Source organism: Pseudonocardia sp. KRD291 (assembly GCF_019263595.1).
Lineage (GTDB): Bacteria > Actinomycetota > Actinomycetes > Mycobacteriales > Pseudonocardiaceae > Pseudonocardia.
Window position 1 is genome coordinate 18,567 of the sequence record NZ_JADQDD010000021.1, and the last position, 18,931, is coordinate 37,497.

Sequence of the window (18,931 nt, forward strand, 5' to 3'; positions counted from 1 at the left end):
CGGAGGGGCCACCACCGCACCCGTCACCGGCGACGGCGGATGGCGAGAGCGGTCAGGACCACCGCCGACGACACGACCGTGACGACCGCACCGAGCGCGGCGAGGGTGGGATAGGTGCCGTTCTGGAAGAGCCCGAGGATCACGAACCCGACGACCGGCGTCCGGGTGCTGGCGAGGATCGCCGAGGCCGTGATGTCGCCGACCACCAGGACGAACAGGAACACCCAGCCGGCGAGCAGCCCGCGTGTCATGAGTGGAGCGGAGATCCGGCGAAGCGTGCCGGCCGGTCCCTCACCGGCGACCAGTGACGCCTCGGTGAGCTCGCGCCCCACCGTGGCGAACGCGGACTGCGCGCTCAGGGTCGCCTGCGGCAGATAGAGCACGAGGTACGCCAACACCAGCAGGAGCAGCGAGCCGCCCAGCGCGAACGGGGGCCCCGCGAACGCGGCGACCAGCGCGACGGCGATCACGACGTGGGACAGCGCGCCCGGCAGCTTCGTCGTCGCATCGAGCACCCGCCCCCATCCGCCGCCTCGCCCGATGCGCCACGCGAGGAGCAGGGCGACCGCCATCCCGACGGTGGCGCACAGCAGACCGAGGACGAGGCTGTTGCGCAATCCGGCGAGGGTCGCCCCGGCCGAGCCGAACACGTCGGCGTAGTTCTCGAGCGACAACGGGCCGGTGAGCCGGCCGGACCAGAACCCCTGTAGCGAGACGATCACGAGCGCACCGAACGGCAGGACTGCGGCCACCAGCAGGTAGCCGACCATCCCCGCCCGTGCGAGGACGGTGGCCGTACGCCCGAGGGCGATGCGGCGATCCCCCGACGAACGGCCTCCGATGGTCGCGAACCGGCCTCCGCGCAGCACCCGGGCGTTGACGGTCCAGGCCACGCCCAGGACGAGCAGCACGACGACCGAGAGCACGATCGCCTCCGGCAGGCGGGGCGGGAAATCGGTGGTCAGGAGGCGGACGATCTCCACGCTGAGGATGTCGATGCGGGCCTGGGTACCGATGATGAGCGGCACGCTGAACAAGGCGATCCCGTACACCAGTGCGAGCAGCGCCCCCGACAGGATCGCGGGCCGGATCACCGGGAGCGTCACCTCGACGAGGGTGCGCCAGGGCCCGCGCCCGCTGACACGGGCAGCCTCCTCCAGCGCCGGGTCGAGGTCCGACAACGCCGCCGAGACCGGCAGGTAGACCTGGGGAACGAGGTAGAGGGTGTAGACACCGATCAGACCGGGCCAGCTGAACACGTCGAGGACGATCGGCAGGCCCAGTTCGCGCAGCGCGACGTTGACGAAGCCCGCCTTCGGCGACGCGAGCAGGACCCAGCCGATCGCGCCCGCGATGGACGGCACGAGTAGCGACACCACGGGCAGGACGCCGGCGAGCCAGCCGAGTCGTGCGGTCGTGCGCTCGCTCAGCCAGGCGAAGAGCGCCGCGATCACGACCGCCAGGCTGGTGCTCACCACGAGCACGAGAGCCGTGCTTCCCAACATCGGCAGGAGGTTCGAGGATCGCAGCACGTCGAGGGCGGCGGCACCGAAGGTCGGGCCGTCGGCCGCGATGCCGCCCACGGTGCGCACCAGGGGATATCCGACGAGCACGACGGTCAGTAGCCCGAGGACCCCGACCGCGATCGCGAACGGGGAGCGGACCCGTGTCACGACGGGGACCCGGACGCGGCGAGCACGCGGACGGCGTCGGCGGGAACTCCCACCTCGACCTCGGCGCCGACGTCTGGCCCGGTCGCGCCGAGGGTCCGTACCCGGACCCGCACACCTCCCGGCAGGACGACCGTGTGCTCCGAGACCGACCCGAGGAAGACGGTGCCCGCCACGGTTCCCGTCCAGCGGTTGAGCACAGCGGGTGGCGGGTCGAAGCACCACGTCTCGGGCCTGCTGAAGGCGACCACGGGGGTGCCCTCCGCGATCTCCGGCATGGCCCGGCCGACGACATCTCCGGCGTCCGAGGTGACGATGTCACCGCGCGCCACGCCGCTGATCTCGTTGCCGGCGCCCATGAACCGGGCCACCCCGGCGTCGGTGGGCCGGAGATAGACCTCGGCGGGCGATCCCGACTGCGCGATTCGCCCTTCCCGCAGCACGAGCAGCCGGGTGGCCAGGGTGAGGGCCTCCTCCTGGTCGTGGGTGACGTAGACGGCCGTGAAGCCGATCTCGGCGTGCAGCCGGCGGATCTCGGCGCGCAGTTGTTCGCGGACTCTGGCGTCGACGTTGGACAGGGGTTCGTCGAACAGGACGATCCCGTCCCCTGCCACGAGCGACCGCGCGAGCGCGACACGCTGCTGCTGGCCGCCGCTCAACGCGCCCGGATACTGCCCCGCCAGCGCGCCGACACCGACCGCGTCGAGCACCGTGCGGACGCGGTCGGCCCGCTCGGGCCGGTCGATCCGCCTCGTGGTGAGTGGATACTCCACGTTCTGCGCGACGGTCTTGTGCGGCCACAGCGCATAGGACTGGAACATCATCGACAGACCGCGGCGTTCGGTCGGGACACGAACCCGCGCCGCCGAATCCTCGACCGGGCGGCCGTCGAGCTCGATCCTGCCCGCCTGGACGTCTTCGAGGCCGGCGAGAGACCGCAGCAGGGTCGTCTTCCCGCAGCCGCTGGGGCCGAGCAGCACGAGGAACTCGCCGGCGTCGACATCGAGGGTGAGGTCGTCGACGGCGCGCACGGTCGTGCCGTCCCGCCGCGTGTAGGTCTTCGTCAGCCCGTGGACGGCGATGCGCGTGGATGGGGCCCCGCCCCGGGGCTCGGCCTCATCGGGGCGGGGCTCCACGGCGGTTGCCGCCATCAGGCCAGCCCCAGCTCGGAGAGCAAGCCGTCCTCGACCGCGGGGAGCTCGCGGATCGCGGGGTCGACGTACCCGGCCGGGAGGGCCTTCGTCTGCCCGATGGTGCCGATCGGCGACGATCCGGTGGACCCGTTGAAGGCCTCCTGCCCGGCGTCGGTGAACAGGAAGTCGTAGAGCAGCTTCGCGGCGTTCGGGCTTGCACCGCCGGCCGAGACGAGGGTCGTGAACTCGTTGCCCGTCGTCGGTTCCGGCACCACGAAGTCGATCGGCGCACCCTTGTCCTGGAGGGGGGCGACGACGGACCGGACGTCGGGGAAGGCGAGCGCCGCCTCCCCGGCCGCGAGCTGCTGGGTTCCCGGGACCATGCTGTCGACCACGGTCGGCTGCTGCCCCGCGAGCCGGGTGAGGAAGTCCGGCGCGACCTTCTCGTCGAGCACCCGCGCCAGCGCCACGTACGACGGGACGTTGCGCGGGTCGCCCAGGAGGATCTTGCCCCGGTACTCGGGCGCGAGCGCGTCCTCCCAGGTCTTCGGCGGGTTCTGCACCTCGGTGGTGTTGTAGCCGATGCCGAGCACGTTCACCCCCGTCACCGCGGCACCGTCGGTGAAGAACCGGTCGGGCAACCGCTGCAGGTTCGGCAACGCGGCCTTGTCGAACTTCTCGAACCATTTCTGCTCGACGCCCTGGTCGACGAAGTTCGGGTCCGCCAGTGTCACCAGGCCGGCGGTGACGGCGCCGGCTTGGCGCTCCTGCGCGTACCGGGTGCCGAGCGGCCCGGTCGCGAGCCGCAGGGACTCGACCTTCACCCCGGGGTACTGCTGCTGGAACGCCGCCACCACCGCGTCGTTGAGGCCGGGGTCCTGGGAGCTGTACCAGGTCAGCGCCGGCTCGTTCTTCGCCTGCTCGTAGACGGGTTGCAGTCCTGCGGGGATCGGTGTGGGTGCGGCGGTGCCGCCCCCGGGTGCGGCACCGCAGGCGCCGAGAAGCGCGGCCGCGGTGATGATCCCGAGGCCCTTGAGCAGTCGCCTCATCGCGACCGCCTCCTTCCGTTCAGCCGGTGGTGTCCCGTTCAGCTGGTGATGTCGAGGAGCTTCGCGATCTCCTCGTCGGAGAACCCGCTCTCCCGGAGGACGCCCTCGGAGTGCTCACCGAGCCGAGGGGGACGCCCCCGGGCGGTCCCGGGGTCGTCGATGGGCAGCCGCACCATCGGCAGGGCGGGAGGCTCCCCTGCGGCCTGCTCCGCCTCGAGGACGGTCCCGCGGTCCACTGCGACCGGGTGGTCGACCGCCTCCCGGAGGTCGTGCACCGGGCCGACCGGGATCGCGGCCTCACGGAGCACCGAGAGGCAGCGCTCGGTGGTGAAGGTTCCGACGCAGGCCTGGATGATCTCGTGCAGTACCTCCCGGTTGCGTACCCGGGCGGCCGAGCCGGCGAACCGCTCGTCCACGAGCAGCTCGGGTACGCCGAGGGCTCGGCACAGTCTGCGGAACAGGCCGTCGTTGCCCGCGGCGATCATCACCCAGCCGTCGTCGGTCTCGAAGCACTCGTAGGGCGCGGTGATCGGCGACGCCGAGCCCAGCGGGCCGGGTGTCTTCCCCGTCGCGTACATACCGATGATCTGGTGGCAGAGCAGCGCGTAGCCGCTGTCGACGAGCGTCGCCTCGACGTGCTCCCCGACGCCGGTGAGATCCCGGCGGCGCAGAGCCGCCATGATCGCCATGGCGGCCCACATGCCGGTGGTGAGGTCCGTGAGCGACGGCGCGACGCGGACCGGTGCTCCACCCGGCTGCCCGGTCATGCTCATCATCCCGGTGAAGGCCTGGATCAGCGGGTCGTATCCGGGCAGGCCCGCGGCAGCGCCGGAGGCGCCGAAGGCGGAGACCGAGCAGTAGACCGCCCGCGGGTTACGCCCGTGCACGTCCGCCCACCCCAGCCCGAGCTTGTCCGCCGCACCGGGTCGATAGCTCTGCACGACGACGTCCGCCGTCTCGGCGAGACGGAGGAATGCCTCCCGGCCCGCCGGGTCCTTCAGGTCCAGCACGATGCTCCGCTTGTTGCCGTTCACCGCGTGGAAGACCGCGCTCTCCGACTCCGCGCCGGTGATCCGGTGGGGGGGCATGCTCCGCGCGTCGTCGCCACCGCCCGGGCGCTCCACCTTGATCACCTCGGCGCCGAGATCGGCCAGGATCATCGCGCTGTAGGGCCCGGCGATGGTGGTCGTCAGCTCGAGGACCCGGACGCCCTTGTACGTATCAGCGCTGCTCACCACTCGGGCCCGCCTTCCACCCCACAGGGGCGCCGCTTCCTGCTTGGACCCGGTAGTTCCGGGCGATCCGCACGCTACGACGCGGGAAAGACATAAGCAAACATTTGTTTTCTACGGCGCTGCGAGGCCCGGCAGTCCGTCCCGGACGGCCTGGAGCGTTGACACGCTGCCGCGGAAACTTCTACGCTCGCCTACAACAAACGATTGTTTCCGAGCGCCCGTAGGATTCCGGCGTCGGGCGGTTCGAGGTACGTCCTGCCGGTGGGCGCCCACTGTCCGGGCGACAGCACGAGTGACCTCCGCCGGCACCGCAGCCGGCAGGAAAGAGGCCGTCGAGAATGGGCAGGAGTACCCGACGACCTGCGACGGAGCGCCGTTCCGCCCTCGAAGCCCGACACCCCGCCTGGATACCTCGTACCACCGCGATGCTCCTCGACGACGTCGCATCCGCCCATCCGTCCCGGCCACTCCTCCTCGAGGACGGGACCCCGATCACCTACGCCCGGATGTCGAGGTGGTCGAGCCGGCTGGCGGCCGGTCTGGCGGCGATCGGCGTGCGAGCGGGAGACCACGTCGCCGTCGACCTGCCGAACCGTCACGAGACCGTCGCGCTGCGGTTCGCACTCGCGCGGGTCGGAGCCGTCACGGTCTCGGTCAACACCCAGCTCCGTCACGAGGAGCTGCGCTACGTCCTCGCCCAGTCCGACGCGCGGCTCCTGGTGACGGCCGACCGGTTCCGGAGCGTCGACTACCTCGACGGCCTCGACCACATCGCGCCCGGCTGGGACCGGCGACCGGAAGGCCGTGCAGGAGAGGGCCACCTTCCGCAGTTGCGCGACGTCGTGGTCCTCGGCGCCTCGGGACCGCCGTCGCGCGGGGTGCCCTTCGCCCGGCTCGAGAGCCACCCTCCCGGGCGGACGGACCCGGTGGATCCTCGGGCCGTGTCGGACATCCTCTACACCTCCGGCACGACGGGCACACCGAAAGGAGTTCAGCTCACCCACGACGGGCTCCTCCGCACGGCCTACTCCAGCGCGCTCGCGCGCGCCTTCGACGACGGCTGGCGGCTGCTCTTCGCGCTGCCGCTGCATCACGTGTTCGGCTACGTCGAGGGGTTGCTGGCCGCACTCTTCGTCGGTGGTGCCATCCGCGTCCACAGCACGTTCGACGCCACGCAGACCCTGAACGACGTGGGCCGTCACAGGATCGACGAGCTGATCTGCATCCCCTCGATGACCGCGGACCTCATCGCGGAGGCGCGGCCGGGACGTTACGACCTCGCGACGCTGCACACCGTCTTCTCCTCCGGCGGACCGCACCGCTCCCCCATGTGGGCCGAGATGCGCGACGTCCTCGGTGCCGCCGAGGTCTTCACGGCCTACGGTCAGACCGAGACCACGGCGTCCACCGTGTGCACGCGTCCCGGGGATCCGACGGAGCGGCTGATCTCGACCAACGGCGCACCGAAGCCGGCGGGAATCGCCGGGGACCCCGCGCTCGCAGGCCTGATCGCGGAGTACACGGCGCTCGACCCCGCCACCGGCGCGACCCTGCCGCCCGGCGAGGTCGGCGAGCTGGTCGTTCGCGGCGTGGCGCTCACACGCGGCTACTACAACAAGCCCGCCGAGACCGCCGCGGCCTTCACCGCCGACGGCCGGCTCCGCACCGGGGATCTCGGAATGATCGACGAGCAGGGCTACCTCGTCCTCGCCGGACGGATCACCGACGCGTACCGCTGCGGCGGGGAGATCGTGATGCCCGTCGAGGTCGAGCAGGTCCTCGCGTCACACCCGGGGGTGGCCGACGCCTACGTGGTGGGTGTCCCGGACGAGCGGATGGGCGAGATCGGGTGCGCGTGGGTGGTCCCCCGTGACGACGCGGCACCGCCGACCGAGGAGGACCTGGCAGAGCATTGCAGCACCCGGCTCGCCCGTTTCAAGGTGCCGGCGGCGGTGCTGTACTGCGGGGCCGACGAGCTGCCGAGGACCTCGACCGGAAAGGTGCGCAAGCACCTGCTCACCCAGCGCGCGTCGGCCCGACTGGGAGAAGATCGCCCGTCTCAGCCGAACCGCTCCCGCAGCGCGCGCTTCAGCACCTTGCCGTAGGCGTTGCGGGGCAGCTCGTCGACCCAGATCACCCGCTTGGGCACACGGTAGCCCGCCAGCCTCTCCCGGCACGCGGTGATGATCACGGAGTCGTCACGCGCTTCCGCGCCCGCTTCCGGCGTCGGCACGACGACGGCCGTCACGGCCTCGCCCCAGATCCGGTCCGGCAGACCGATCACGGCGGCGTCGGCGACCTGCGGCAACGTGCCGAGGATGTCCTCGACCTCCCGTGCGTACACGTTGGATCCGCCGGTGACGATCATGTCCTTCTTACGGTCGACGATGTAGAGATGGCCGTCCTCGGTGAGATGACCGATGTCGCCGGTGTGGAGCCATCCCTCCGTCAAGGTCGCCGCAGTGGCCTCGGGCCGGTTCCAGTAGCCCGACATCGTCTGCGGCGCGCGAGCGAAGATCTCGCCGTCCTCTTCGGGCGGGAGCGTCGCGCCGTCGTCGTCGGCGATCCGGAGCTCGACGCCCGGCAGCACCCGGCCGGCCGAGCGCACCAGCGGCGACTCCGGGTCGGCCAGGGCGCGGCGGTGGTCCTCGGCGTCGAGCACCGTGAAGAACATCGGCGACTCCATCTGGGCGAAGGACTGGATCATCCGTGCCGCGAAGCGGTCGGTGCCCTCGCGCAGGGTGGCGGCGTCGATCGGGGAGCCGGCGTAGTAGATCCGCCGCAGGGTGTCGGGAGGCGTCCATCCTTCGGGCAGGGCATCGAGCAGCATCCGGACCATCGACGGGACGAGGAACATCCCGGAGACGCCGTGCCCGTCGATCAGGGACACCGTCCGGCCGGCGTCGTAGCTGCGGCACAGGAGGTTGTGTCCGCCGCGACCCAGGGTCGGCAGGAGCAGGAACCCTGCGCCGTGAGTGAGAGGGGCGACGTGCAGGATCACCTCGTCGTCGCCGAAGGCGAGAACCTCGTCGGTGCGATCGGAGACCCGCGCCCAGGAGCGGTGGGTGAGGACCACGGCCTTCGGAGCACCGGTCGTCCCGCTGGTGTACATCAAGCTGGCGGGGGACTCCGGGTCGCTCGCCACCGGCTCGTCGATCGGGGTGCCACGCCGGGCGAGATCGTCGACGGCCCCGTCGTCGGCGTCGAGCACCCTCAGGCCCTCGACCGCGCGCAGTTCGGGCACCCGGCCCAGGAACTCGGCCGACGTCACGAGCAGACGGCTCCCCGAATCGGCCAGCATGTGCAGGTAGTCCTCCCGGACGAGCCGGGTGTTCAGTGGCACCACGACCAGCCCGGCTGCACTCGCGGCGAGATAGGTCTCGACGTAGGCGTGCCCGTTGTGCAGGAGAAGTGCGACCCGGTCACCGACCTGCGGCCCGGCGTCCCGGAGTCCCCCGGCAATCGCAGCGACCCGCTCGACCAGGGCCGCGTACGTCACGGGGCCCGTGCGGTCGGTCGAGTCGAGGTCGGTGACGCAGTTCCGGTGCGGCGACCTGGCCGCGGTCGCCCAGAGGACCTGGGCCGCGGTCGGCGACGCGCCGTCCGGGGAGACCATCGTGCCGGATGCAGCCGGCGGCGCCGTTGCTTCGCTCATGCCGGAGACGCTAGAACGAGGCCTCGCGGCATGATATGGAGAAGCCACAGACCTAGCCGCTGCGTTTCAGAATATTTCCAAGGGTCGAGATGACTGCTTCAGCCGAGCTGCTCGAGGACGTCGCCTCCCGACTGGAGGAGCGGTTCGGCGAGCTCGTCGAGCGTCAGCTCGCCGTGCTGCGGGAGAACGCGGAGTACCGCCGGGTTCCCGAGGACGACCTGCGGCGTTCCTGCCATCGCAACGTCGCCCGTGTCCTGGCGACGCTCGGCCGCACGGACCTGCTCGCCGAGGTGGAGGAGGACGAGCGGGCGTCCGGGCAACGACGAGCACTACAGGGCATTCCTTCCGACAGCGTGGTCGAGGCCTACCGGGCCGTGCTCGCGGTGCTGCGGGACGCGTTCATCGAGGAAGCCACCGCGACCGGCGCGGACACCGCGACCGTCCTGGCAGGGACGACCCGGCTCTGGGACCTCACGGACCGCTTCTCCAGCGTCCTCGTCTCCGCTCGGCAGCAGGTCGAGATCGATGCCGCCCGGCGCGACGAGCGGCATCGGATCGCGCTTCTGCAACGCCTGCTCACCGGCGGTCTCGATCCTGCCGAACTGGCCACCGGCGGCGCGGTGCACGGCGTCCTGCCCGGATCCCGGTACTGGGTCGTCCGTGGCCGTGACCATCGGGCGGGGAGCGATTCGCTGCGGCTGGCCCGACACCTCGAACTCGGGGCGGGCGACGGCCGCCGCTCCCTCATCGCCCCACTCGACGAGGACGTGGCCGGCATCGCCACCGCGTCACCCCGCCCGCTCGACGGGGCTCTGGTCGCGGTCGCCGGACCGGTGGACCTCTCCGCCGTGCCGTCCGCGTTCGCGGAGGCCACACGCGTCCTCACCGTCGCGCTGCGGTACGGGCGGACCGGGCTGGTGGACAGCTCGTCGCTGTCGGTGCGGGTGGCGGTGGAACAGCAGGCCGAGCTGGGCGAACTCCTGCACCGCCGTTACCTCAGCCATCTCCTCGAGCGGGGCGCCGGCCACACCGACGTCCTCGACACCCTGACGGTCTGGCTACGCCAGCGCCGCTCGGTGGCCTCGACGGCCCGGACGCTGTCCGTCCACGAGAACACCGTCCGTTACCGTCTGGCCCGTTTCGCCGAACTCACCGGCGCCGACCTGGCCGACACGGACGTGCTCGTCGAGGTCTGGTGGGCACTCGAATACGCGAGCATCCAGCCCGGATGACCCGTACCGGACCTTCTCGACTACCCCAACATACAAACGATTGTTTAACATGGGCCGCCCGACTCCGGCCGGGCGGAGACAGCCGACAGGAGAGCGGAGCCCCATGACCCTCGAGCCGAGTCCGGCGCAGCCCCACGCGACCTCCGGACGCACCGCCCCGCGCGAACTGATCTTCGACGCGGCGACGCGGCTGTTCGGCGAACGCGGCTACACCGGCACGACGATGCGCGACATCGCCAAGGCCGTCGGCATCCTGCCCGGGAGCCTCTACGCCCACATCCACAGCAAGGACGCGGTGCTCCTGGAGATCATCGAGAGCGGCGTCGACCGGTTCAACGCCGCTGCGGACCGCGTCGAGGAACAGGCCCTACCCGCCGCGGACGCCCTGCAGGCCGTCATCCGGGAGCACCTGCGCATCGTCGCGGAGAACCCCCAGCGGACCCTGGTCGTCTTCCACCAGTGGCGCTTTCTCGACGAGCCGCATCGCAGCCGGCTGCGGACCAAGCGCCGACACTACGAGGAGTTCTTCAGCCACACCGTCCGCGCCGGCGTGGCCGACGGGGAGTTCGACGCCGGCCTCGACATCAAGGTGACCGTCCTCGGCGTCCTGGGCGCTCTGAACTGGACTCCGGAGTGGTACTCCGCCGAGGGCCCGGCCAGCCCGGACCAGATCGCCGATTCGCTCACAGCCTCCCTGCTCAGAGGGCTGCACCGGCGCGCCTGAGCGTCCCCGGTAGGACTTCTTGTGTCCCGCCGGACCATGCTGCTAGGTTAATAACAAACGATTGTTCAACCAGAAGGGCGACCCCAATGGCGCTGATCGCTCCGTCGTTCGACGACTACGCGACGAAGTACGACAACATCCGCCTCGAGCGCGACGACGCCGGCGTGCTCGAGGTGACCGTGCACTCCGAGGGCAAAAGTCTCGTCTGGACCGCGCAGGCCCACGACGAGCTCGCCTACGCCTTCACCGACATCGCCTGCGACGTCGAGAACAGGGCCGTCGTGCTGGCCGGGGCGGGCGACTCGTTCTGCTCGGAGATCGACTTCTCGACGTTCAACCTCAGCACCGCAACGGACTGGTCGCAGATCATCTTCGAGGGGCAGCGGCTCCTCCAGAACCTGATGGGCATCGACGTCCCGGTGATCGCCGCGATCAACGGCCCCGTGACGGTGCACGCCGAGATCCCGGTGCTGTCGGACATCACCATCGCGGCGAGCACCACGGTGTTCGGCGACAGCCCCCACTTCGCGAACGGGATCGTGCCCGGCGACGGCGCGCACACGTGCTGGATGCACGTGCTCGGACCGCAGCGGGGCCGCTACTTCCTGCTCACCGAGCAGACCCTCGACGCACAGAAGGCGCTCGAGTTCGGCGTGGTCAACGAGGTACTGCCGCCCGAGCAGGTCCTGCCCCGCGCCCGCGAGATCGCCGCCAGGATCGCCGCCAAGCCGGCGCTCGGCGCCCGCTACTCCCGGGTCCTCCTGACCCGCGAGATCAAGCGGCTCATCCACGAACAGCAGGCGCTCGGCCTCACTCACGAGGCCCTGGCCGCTCTGTCCCTCTGAGCGGCCCTTTACCCGACATCCATCCCGGAGAGCACGTTGAGCGAGCAGACCTTCAACCGGCTGCGGCACACCTTCGACGACTTCGCGGTCGGCGACACGGTGATCACCGCGGGCCGGACCGTCGACATCGGCGACATCACCACCTTCGCCGGGCTGACCGGCGATCATTACCCGCTGCATACCGACGAGGAGTTCTGCCGCTCCACGCCGTTCGGCGGCCGGATCGCACACGGACCGCTGACCTATGGCTTCGCCGTGGGGCTGGTGGGGTTGTCCGGCTTCCTGGGCGACGCCATCGTCGCCTTCGTCGAGTGTCAGGGCCTGCGGGCCCTGGCCCCCGTACGGCCCGGGGACACCGTGCACGTCCGCGCCGAGGTCACCGAGACCGTCCCCGGCCGCAAGCCCCACTACGGGACCTTGCACATCGACTACACCGTGATCAATCAGAAGGACGAGGAGGTCATGCGGTTCCGCATGGTTCTCCGCGCCCATCGCGAGACGCAGGAGGACAAGAGTGAGTGACACCGAGCCCGTCTTCATCGGCTTCGGCGAACAGCCGTCGGGCCGATACCCCAACCGGCCGTTCATGGGCGATCTTGTCCGCGTCGGGGCCGCCGCCGTCAAGGACGCGGATCTGACGATGGGTGAGATCGACACCATCCTGCTCATCCCCTGCCTGCACTCCCCCGCCGACCAGGCCGACCTGGTGTTCTCGCGGGTGGTGGAGGAACTGGGGCTGAACAAGAAGGTCAAGGCGCAGTACATGGTCCACTCCGGTGGGTCGACGAGCGACAACACGATCCGGACCGCGGCGGGCCTGATCGAGAGCGGGCAGGCGAAGAACGTCCTCGTGCTGCAGGCCGAGAAGTGGGGGTCGGCGCCGGTCAAGGAAATGATCGACATGTTGACCGCGAACGGCATCCCGCGGGAGTGGGAGAAGCAGTCGGGAGTGAGTTTCAACGCGGTCGGCGCGCTGATCCAGCAGCGCTACATGCACGAGAGCGGCTCCACCCCCGCGGACATGGCCTCGGTCTGCGTCGCGCTCCGGGACTGGGCGAACCTCAACCCGAACGCGATGTACAAGGACAAGAAGCTCACGGTCGAGCAGGTTCTCGGCTCAAAGATGGTCACGGACCCGATCCGTGCCTTCGAGTGCCCGATGCTGGCCGACGGCGCGTGCGCACTCGTCCTCACCAGCCGCGGGAACGCACGCAAGCTCGGCAAGGACCGCGTCGTGCGGATCGCGGGCGAGGGCGGATGCGTGTCGCACTACAGCATCGGCCAGGAGCGCGAGGTCGGGAAGCTCGGCTGGGAGATCGCCGGGCCCGCTGCCTACGAGGCGGCGGGCTGGGGCCCCGAGGACGCCGACATCGCCGAGATCTACGACTCCTACGCCGCCGTGCTGACCAGCGGCATCGAGGGCCTCGGGCTGGCGCCGAAGGGCGAGGCGGCCCGGATGTTCGCCCGCGGTGAGTTCTCACCGGGTGGCCGGCTGCCCACCAACACGAACGGCGGCCTGCTGTCCGCGGGCCACACCGGCGTCGGCGGCGGAACGGCGCTGCTCACCGAGGGCGTGCGTCAGCTCCTCGGGCGCGCCGGGCCGGAGCGCCAGGTCGAGGGCGCAACCCGCGCGGTCTGCGGTGGATCGGGCGGAACGTACATGGACTCGCAGGTCCTGCTGCTGGAAGGGGTCTCGGCATGAGCAGCTCGAACGACATCGGCATGGACGCACTGACCGAGCCGTACCGCGAGGCCCTGCGCCGCGGCGAATTCGTCGTCCAGCACTGCAAGGCATGCAACCGCGACATCATGTACCCGCGGCACCTCTGTCCGTTCTGCTACGAGGACGACCTCAGTTTCACGCCGGGGGCGACCACGGGCATCCTGCACAGCTTCGCGGTGCACCGGGTGGGGTCCCCGTCCGGGTTCGAGGACCAGCTGCCCTACGCCGTCGGGATCATCAAGCTCGAGGGCGACGTGCAGTTCCTGGCCCGGCTCTGGCCGGACGCCGAGGGTGACTGGGGTCAGTACGAGCTCGACGGCGAGGTCGTCTTCCGCGCAGCCGACGCGGACGAGATGGCCGAGCGCCCGGTGCCCTGGTTCGGGCTGCCTGCGTAGTTCACATTCTGCGACCGGGCGGGTTCCCGTCGGTGGGTAGGCCACGGCCAAGAGGAGATCCTGATGCGTGCGGTGGTGATCTCCGCTTTCGGCGGGCCCGAGGTTCTCGCGGTCGCCGAGGTGGAACCGCCGGTACCCGGTCCCGGCCAGGTGCGGGTGCAGGTGGCCGCGGCCGCGGTCAACCCCACGGATGCATTGCTCAGGAGCGGTGCGCAGCAGGCGTTCCTGGGTGACCTGCCAGGCCCGTACATCCCGGGCATGGACCTTGCCGGAGTGGTCGACCAGGTGGGCGAGGGCGTCACCGCGTTACACCCGGGCGACCGGGTGATGGGCGCCGTGTCGCCGTGGCGTCCGGCCGGCGGGGCACAGGCGGCGCTCGTGGCGCTCCCGGCGGCATCGCTCGTGGCGACGCCGGAGGGAATGAGCGACGAGGACGCCTGCACACTCCCGATGAACGGGCTGACCGTCCACAGTGCTCTATCAACGCTGGCGCTCGGACCCGGTGACACGATCGCCGTGTTCGGCGCGGCCGGCGCCATCGGTGGCATGTCCGTGCAGCAGGCGAAAGCGCGCGGGCTCAACGTCGTCGCGGTCGCGAGCGATGCGGACCGCGAGACGGTCGAGGCGATGGGCGCCGACCTGTTCGTCGCGCGTGGCGACGACGCCGCCCGGATCGTCCGGGACGAGACCCGCGGCGGGGTCGACGGGATCATCGACGCCGCAAAGCTGGGCCAGTCCATGCTGGCCGCGGCCCGGGACGAGGGACACGTCGTGACCCTCATGCCCTTCACCGGCGCCACCGAGCGCGGAATCGTGATCGATCGAGTGTTCGTCATCGACGACCTGGAGAAGGCCGAGGCGGTGGCCGAGGTGGGCGAGCTGGCGGCCCGTGGAGTCCTGACCCCCCGCGTCGCACAGGTTCTCGCCCCGGAGCAGGCCGGTGACGCCCACCGGATGCTCGGCCGGGGCGGCTTACGCGGCCGACCGGTCATCACGTTCTGACCCGGGCAGCACCACACCAGAGAAAGAGGAGAACAATGGGACAGCTCGACGGCAAGGTCGCCCTCATCACCGGCGCGGCGCGAGGGCAGGGCCGCTCGCATGCCCTCCGGCTCGCGCAGGAAGGCGCCGACATCATCGCGGTGGACATCTGCGCGCAGATCGAGTCGGTGTCCTTCCCGCTATCGTCGCCAGAAGACCTCGCCGAAACCCAGCGGCAGGTCGAGGCACTGGACCGGCGGATTGTCACCAGGCAGGCGGACGTCCGCGATCTCCCGCAGCTCAAGGCTGCGGTGTCCGCGGGTGTCGCCGAGCTGGGAGGGCTCGATATCGTCTCGGCGAACGCTGCCATCTTCGCCATCCATCCCGACGCGCAGCCCACCGATCCTGCGGTGCGGGCGGCGATCTGGAAGGACACGGTCGATGTCAACCTGACGGGTGCGTTCCACACGATCGAGGCGACGCTCCCGATCCTGGTCGAGCAGGGACGCGGCGGGGCGATCATCATCACCAGTTCGACCGCAGGACTCAAGGGCTCGACCTACAACGACCTCGGCCTGACCGCGTACACCGCGGCCAAGCACGGGCTGACCGGGGTGATGCGCGGCTACGCCAAGGACTACGCCCCGCACTCGATCCGGTTCAACACCGTGCACCCCACCGGCGTCCACACACCGATGGCGGAGAACGAGATCCTCGGCGGCCGCATCGAGCGGGACCCCGACCTGCTGAAGGTCATGGCGAACGCGCTCCCGGTCGACGCCGTCGATCCCATCGACATCAGCAACGCCGTGCTGTACCTCGCCGCCGACTCGGGGCGGTACGTCACCGGCGTGTCGTTGTCGGTCGACGCCGGCTTCAACCTCGTCGCGGGCGGCTGAACGAGCCCGACTCGCCATGGCACGACACGACTGCGCCGTGCTCCGGCCGGCCCAGCAGGACCCGAGGAGCCAATGTGGACAGCATGCGACGAGTGATCACCGGGATCGACGACGCCGGGAAGTCGATCGTGATCAGCGACACCGAGGTCCCGGGCGTCCGGCCACCGGTGCTCGGCGGGGCCACGCTCATCGACCTCTTCGGCGAGGACGCGATCCCCACCGTCCCGAACGACGGGAGCCACGACGAGTCGCGGCGGTACTTCCCGGCGGCGCCGGAGGGCTACCGCTTCACCGTCTTCAGCTACCCGCCCCAGGGCGCGATGACGGTTCCCGACGACCTCGACGCCGCCATCGCCGAGAGTGCCCGCCTCGCCCCCGGCCTCGAGGACGCGGTGGCCAGCCCTGACGGGTGGCACTACACGGCGACCGTGGATCTCGAGTACGTGATCGAGGGCGAGTTCACCCTCTACCTCGACGAAGGCGCCAGCACCACGTTGCACAAGGGCGACAGCATCGTGCACTGCGGCGAGAAGCACTCCTGGGTCAACACGGGCAACACTCAGGCCACCATGCTGCTCGTGTTCATCGGGGCCCGCCAGGACGAGGCCCGCTTCGGCCCGTACAAGATCGAGCACTGACCCGACGATCGGCCGCCACCTCGTCAGCCCAGCACGATGACCTGGCGGGAGATGTCCGCGCCGGAGTTCAATGCCTCCATCGCGCCAGGTGCTCCGGCGAGGTCGATCCGCTCGGTGATGAGGCCCTCGAGATCCAGCTTCCTGCCCGCCACAGGTCGGCATAGCGGGGGAAGTCGCGGGCCGAGTGGACGGGCGCCCCCAGGCCGAGCCGATCAGCTGCTTGGCGTCCAGGACGAGCTCAGAGGCGTTGAACGACACCGTGGTAGAAGGAGCCCTCCGGTGGGTGCGGCACCGCCCCTCGGCACGGAACCAGTGATCACCGCATAGGGAGCGAAAGCGACCCCACGTCGTTCGCACTCCGCAGGCGTGGATCCAATCCGGGGATATCCCATGCCCTCGTCATGGTCACCGTGACAACAGCGCTGCCGGACGAGGGACCGGCAGCCGTCGGAACCCCCGACTACACGTCGGACCCCCGGCTACCGGCAGCACTGGAGTCCCGTTGACCATGGAAGACGCCGATAGCGGGATCATATGGGTGGCGACCGGTCGCTCCAACACCGGAATCGAGCGAGGGGAGAACCTCCCGGGCGGGAAATGCCGTGTCGTGCGGGCTCTTCGCCCCGCACGACACGGCTCGGTAGATCTCGAGGGGGTCGGCCTAGGAGCCGGCGGTCGCTTCCCGCTCCCGCTTCCACTGCTCGCCCGCGGCGACGCGGGCTGCGGCGGTGGCGGACCGGTTGGAGTCGCTCTTCGAGAGGACGTGCTCGTAGGACTTCAGGGCCGGGGTCAGTGTGCCGTCGAAGCGCGGGATGACCTCCTCGGCGAACAGCTCGTAGCTGCGCAGGGTGTCCCGCCAGTTCGCGAAGTCGACGCCCTGGAACAGGTAGGTGCCGAAGCCGCCCGAACGGTCGAGCAGGCGCTGGATCTGCGCCGCCGCCATGTCCGGCGTGCCGATCGAGGCCCGACCGGTGCCGTTGAGCACCTCGACGAGCCCCTCCGTGGTCTCGGGAACCTCGATCGCCGAAGGCGAGATGTGGGAGAGGTACTCGTACTGCCACCGCAGCCCGTACCGGCACTGTTCGACGGCCGCAGCCTCGGACTCGGCGACGTGCATCGGCCCCATCAACCGCCACTTCGACCGGTCGATCGTGTGGCCGGTGCGGGCGGCCTCCTCGTTCATGATGTCCCAGTGCACCGGAAGCTGGTCATTGCCGGTCGGGTCGGTCGCGGCGAGCGAGAGGAGACCGAGCCCGTGTCGGCCCGCGAGCTTCGGCCCGGACGGCGACACGGTGCCGACCACCGAGACGTCGAGCTCTCCGCGGAAGGGCCCGAGCTGCAGGACCGCGTCCTGCAGGGTCAGCCAGTCGGCCTTGTGACTCACGGTCTCGCCGGCGAGCAGGCGGAGGATGATGTCCAGGGCCTCCTCCATCCGCGGCCGGAGCTGGGTCGCTTCGAGCCCGAACATCGTGGCGTCGGTCGGCAGCTGGCCCGGGCCGGCACCGAACATCACCCGGCCACGCGTCATGTGGGTGAGCTGGACGATCCGGTCCGCCACCTGGAACGGGTGGTGGTACGGCAGCGAGATGACACCGGTGCCGAGCCTGATGCGCCGGGTGCGCTCGGCGGCAGCCGCGATCAGCAGCTCCGGGGAGGCGACCAGCTCCGCGCCACCACTGTGGTGCTCGCCGAACCAGATCTCGTCGAACCCCAGCTGGTCGAGGTGCTCGGCCAGCTCGATGGTCCGTCGGATCGCCAGCGTCGGGCTCAGTCCCACCACGTTCTGCGGGGGCACGAAGACACCGAACTTCAATGGGCGTTGCTGCGACATGATCGTCCTTCGCTGCGGCTCAGGGCCGCTCGGTGGCGGGTCGGTTGTAGCGCGGCGCGCGTTTCTCGATCGCGGCCGCGACCCCCTCCCGGATCTCGTCCGAGTGCTGGAGGGCCGCGACGGCCCAGTAGCCGGAGGTGATGGCGGTCTGGAGGTCCTGTCCCCAGGTGGCCCGCAGTGCCTGCTTCGTCGCCTCGACGGCACGCCACGGGCGGGTCGCGATCCTGGCGGCCAGCGCGACGGCTTCGTCGAGCAGCTGCTCCGGTTCGACGACGCGGTTGACGAGCCCGATCTCGAGGGCGCGCGCGGCGTCGATGACGTCCCCGGTGAGGAACAGCTCCGCGGCCATGCCGGACCCGACGAGCCGGGGCAGGAAGTAGGCGCCGCCGTTGCCCGGCGGCAGTCCCAGCTTGACGTAGGTCTCGCCGAGCTTGGCCCGGGTGGAGGCGATGCGGATGTCGCAGGCCATCGCGAAGTCGAGACCGCCCGCCGTTGCGCCACCGTTGATCGCCGCGACGATCGGCAACCTGCTCGCCGCGACCCGCTGGGTGACGGGGTACAGGACGCGGGCGTTGTACGGCTCGTGCGTCACGGGCTGGACGTCCCGCAGGTACTCCTGCATGGCCTTGATGTCGGCACCGGCGCAGAACTGCTTGCCGGCGCCGGTCAGCACGAGGGCGCGGATGTCGCCGTCGCCCTCCAGATCGTCGAGTGCCGACAGCAGGTCGCCCGCCAGCTCGGGGACCACGCCGTTGCCGAAGTCCGGCCGGTTCAGGGTGAGGACGGCGACGCCCTCCTCCGGGAACTCGTAGTAGAGGGTCTCCAGGTCCACACGCTTGCGGTAGCTGGGATCGGTCATCGCAGCGCCTCGAGCACGGTGGCGACGGTGACGGCGTACCCGCCACCCATCCAGCCGCCGTT

General features: G+C 70.5%; 18 protein-coding genes. 10 read left to right on the top strand and 8 right to left on the bottom strand.

From position 1 onward, the window contains the following. Positions 1–23: 23 nt before the first annotated feature. From I4I78_RS05525 to I4I78_RS05540, 4 genes are read right to left on the bottom strand one after another with little or no spacing between them, the layout of a single operon-like run. Positions 24–1,673 carry an iron ABC transporter permease gene (locus I4I78_RS05525; protein ID WP_218610096.1) on the bottom strand — a complete coding sequence of 550 codons (1,650 nt, stop codon included), beginning with the start codon at positions 1,671–1,673 and terminating at the stop codon, positions 24–26. Beyond that, entirely contained in the window at positions 1,670–2,821 is a 1,152-nt protein-coding gene (locus I4I78_RS05530; protein ID WP_218610097.1) for an ABC transporter ATP-binding protein, read from the bottom strand. Before I4I78_RS05530 ends, I4I78_RS05525 begins: the two co-directional genes overlap by 4 nt. Continuing rightward, a complete protein-coding gene (locus I4I78_RS05535; RefSeq protein WP_218610098.1) occupies positions 2,821–3,852 on the bottom strand; it encodes an extracellular solute-binding protein in 1,032 nt (343 codons plus the stop codon). Before I4I78_RS05535 ends, I4I78_RS05530 begins: the two co-directional genes overlap by 1 nt. Positions 3,853–3,890: 38 nt before the next feature. Further along, positions 3,891–5,087, bottom strand: a complete 1,197-nt coding sequence (locus I4I78_RS05540) for a CaiB/BaiF CoA-transferase family protein (RefSeq protein ID WP_218610099.1) — start codon at positions 5,085–5,087, stop codon at positions 3,891–3,893. Between the two features lie 425 nt (positions 5,088–5,512). Here I4I78_RS05540 and I4I78_RS05545 point away from each other — a divergent pair, with 425 nt between their 5' ends. Then, entirely contained in the window at positions 5,513–7,192 is a 1,680-nt protein-coding gene (locus tag I4I78_RS05545; RefSeq protein WP_218610100.1) for a class I adenylate-forming enzyme family protein, read from the top strand. Here the strand turns inward: I4I78_RS05545 and I4I78_RS05550 are convergent. Then, positions 7,147–8,742 (bottom strand): class I adenylate-forming enzyme family protein, encoded by a 1,596-nt coding sequence (locus I4I78_RS05550; protein ID WP_218610101.1) that lies wholly within the window; start codon positions 8,740–8,742, stop codon positions 7,147–7,149. The genes I4I78_RS05545 and I4I78_RS05550 overlap by 46 nt on opposite strands. Positions 8,743–8,831: 89 nt before the next feature. Between I4I78_RS05550 and I4I78_RS05555 the strand changes: the two genes are divergently transcribed. The 9 genes from I4I78_RS05555 (at position 8,832) to I4I78_RS05595 (ending at position 16,179) form a co-directional block, all read left to right on the top strand. Then, the gene (locus I4I78_RS05555) at positions 8,832–9,974 is read left to right on the top strand and encodes a CdaR family transcriptional regulator (RefSeq protein ID WP_218610102.1); all 1,143 of its coding nucleotides are present in this window, start codon (positions 8,832–8,834) and stop codon (positions 9,972–9,974) included. 103 nt (positions 9,975–10,077) lie between these two features. Beyond that, a complete protein-coding gene (locus tag I4I78_RS05560; protein WP_218610103.1) occupies positions 10,078–10,698 on the top strand; it encodes a TetR/AcrR family transcriptional regulator in 621 nt (206 codons plus the stop codon). An 86-nt stretch (positions 10,699–10,784) separates the two neighbouring features. Continuing rightward, complete coding sequence (locus I4I78_RS05565; protein WP_218610104.1) at positions 10,785–11,543, top strand: enoyl-CoA hydratase/isomerase family protein; 759 nt, start codon at positions 10,785–10,787, stop codon at positions 11,541–11,543. Between the two features lie 36 nt (positions 11,544–11,579). Next, a complete protein-coding gene (locus tag I4I78_RS05570; RefSeq protein ID WP_218610105.1) occupies positions 11,580–12,065 on the top strand; it encodes a MaoC/PaaZ C-terminal domain-containing protein in 486 nt (161 codons plus the stop codon). Then, positions 12,058–13,245 carry a thiolase family protein gene (locus I4I78_RS05575; RefSeq protein WP_218610106.1) on the top strand — a complete coding sequence of 396 codons (1,188 nt, stop codon included), beginning with the start codon at positions 12,058–12,060 and terminating at the stop codon, positions 13,243–13,245. The genes I4I78_RS05570 and I4I78_RS05575 overlap by 8 nt, the downstream gene beginning before the upstream one ends. Beyond that, a complete protein-coding gene (locus I4I78_RS05580) occupies positions 13,242–13,661 on the top strand; it encodes a Zn-ribbon domain-containing OB-fold protein (protein ID WP_218610107.1) in 420 nt (139 codons plus the stop codon). Before I4I78_RS05575 ends, I4I78_RS05580 begins: the two co-directional genes overlap by 4 nt. Before the next feature lie 63 nt (positions 13,662–13,724). Next, entirely contained in the window at positions 13,725–14,663 is a 939-nt protein-coding gene (locus tag I4I78_RS05585; protein ID WP_218610108.1) for an NADP-dependent oxidoreductase, read from the top strand. Positions 14,664–14,698: 35 nt separating this feature from the next. Further along, the gene (locus tag I4I78_RS05590; protein ID WP_218610109.1) at positions 14,699–15,541 is read left to right on the top strand and encodes a mycofactocin-coupled SDR family oxidoreductase; all 843 of its coding nucleotides are present in this window, start codon (positions 14,699–14,701) and stop codon (positions 15,539–15,541) included. 83 nt (positions 15,542–15,624) lie between these two features. Further along, positions 15,625–16,179 (top strand): cupin domain-containing protein, encoded by a 555-nt coding sequence (locus I4I78_RS05595; RefSeq protein WP_218610110.1) that lies wholly within the window; start codon positions 15,625–15,627, stop codon positions 16,177–16,179. A gap of 23 nt (positions 16,180–16,202) precedes the next feature. Here I4I78_RS05595 and I4I78_RS33345 read toward each other — a convergent pair whose 3' ends face one another. The 3 genes from I4I78_RS33345 to I4I78_RS05605 form a co-directional block, all read right to left on the bottom strand. Then, positions 16,203–16,331, bottom strand: coding sequence for a hypothetical protein (locus tag I4I78_RS33345; RefSeq protein WP_255567078.1), 129 nt, complete (start codon positions 16,329–16,331; stop codon positions 16,203–16,205). A 509-nt stretch (positions 16,332–16,840) separates the two neighbouring features. Next, positions 16,841–18,010 (bottom strand): LLM class flavin-dependent oxidoreductase, encoded by a 1,170-nt coding sequence (locus tag I4I78_RS05600; protein ID WP_218610111.1) that lies wholly within the window; start codon positions 18,008–18,010, stop codon positions 16,841–16,843. Positions 18,011–18,029: 19 nt separating this feature from the next. After that, complete coding sequence (locus I4I78_RS05605) at positions 18,030–18,869, bottom strand: enoyl-CoA hydratase/isomerase family protein (protein ID WP_218610112.1); 840 nt, start codon at positions 18,867–18,869, stop codon at positions 18,030–18,032. Positions 18,870–18,931 lie beyond the last annotated feature (62 nt).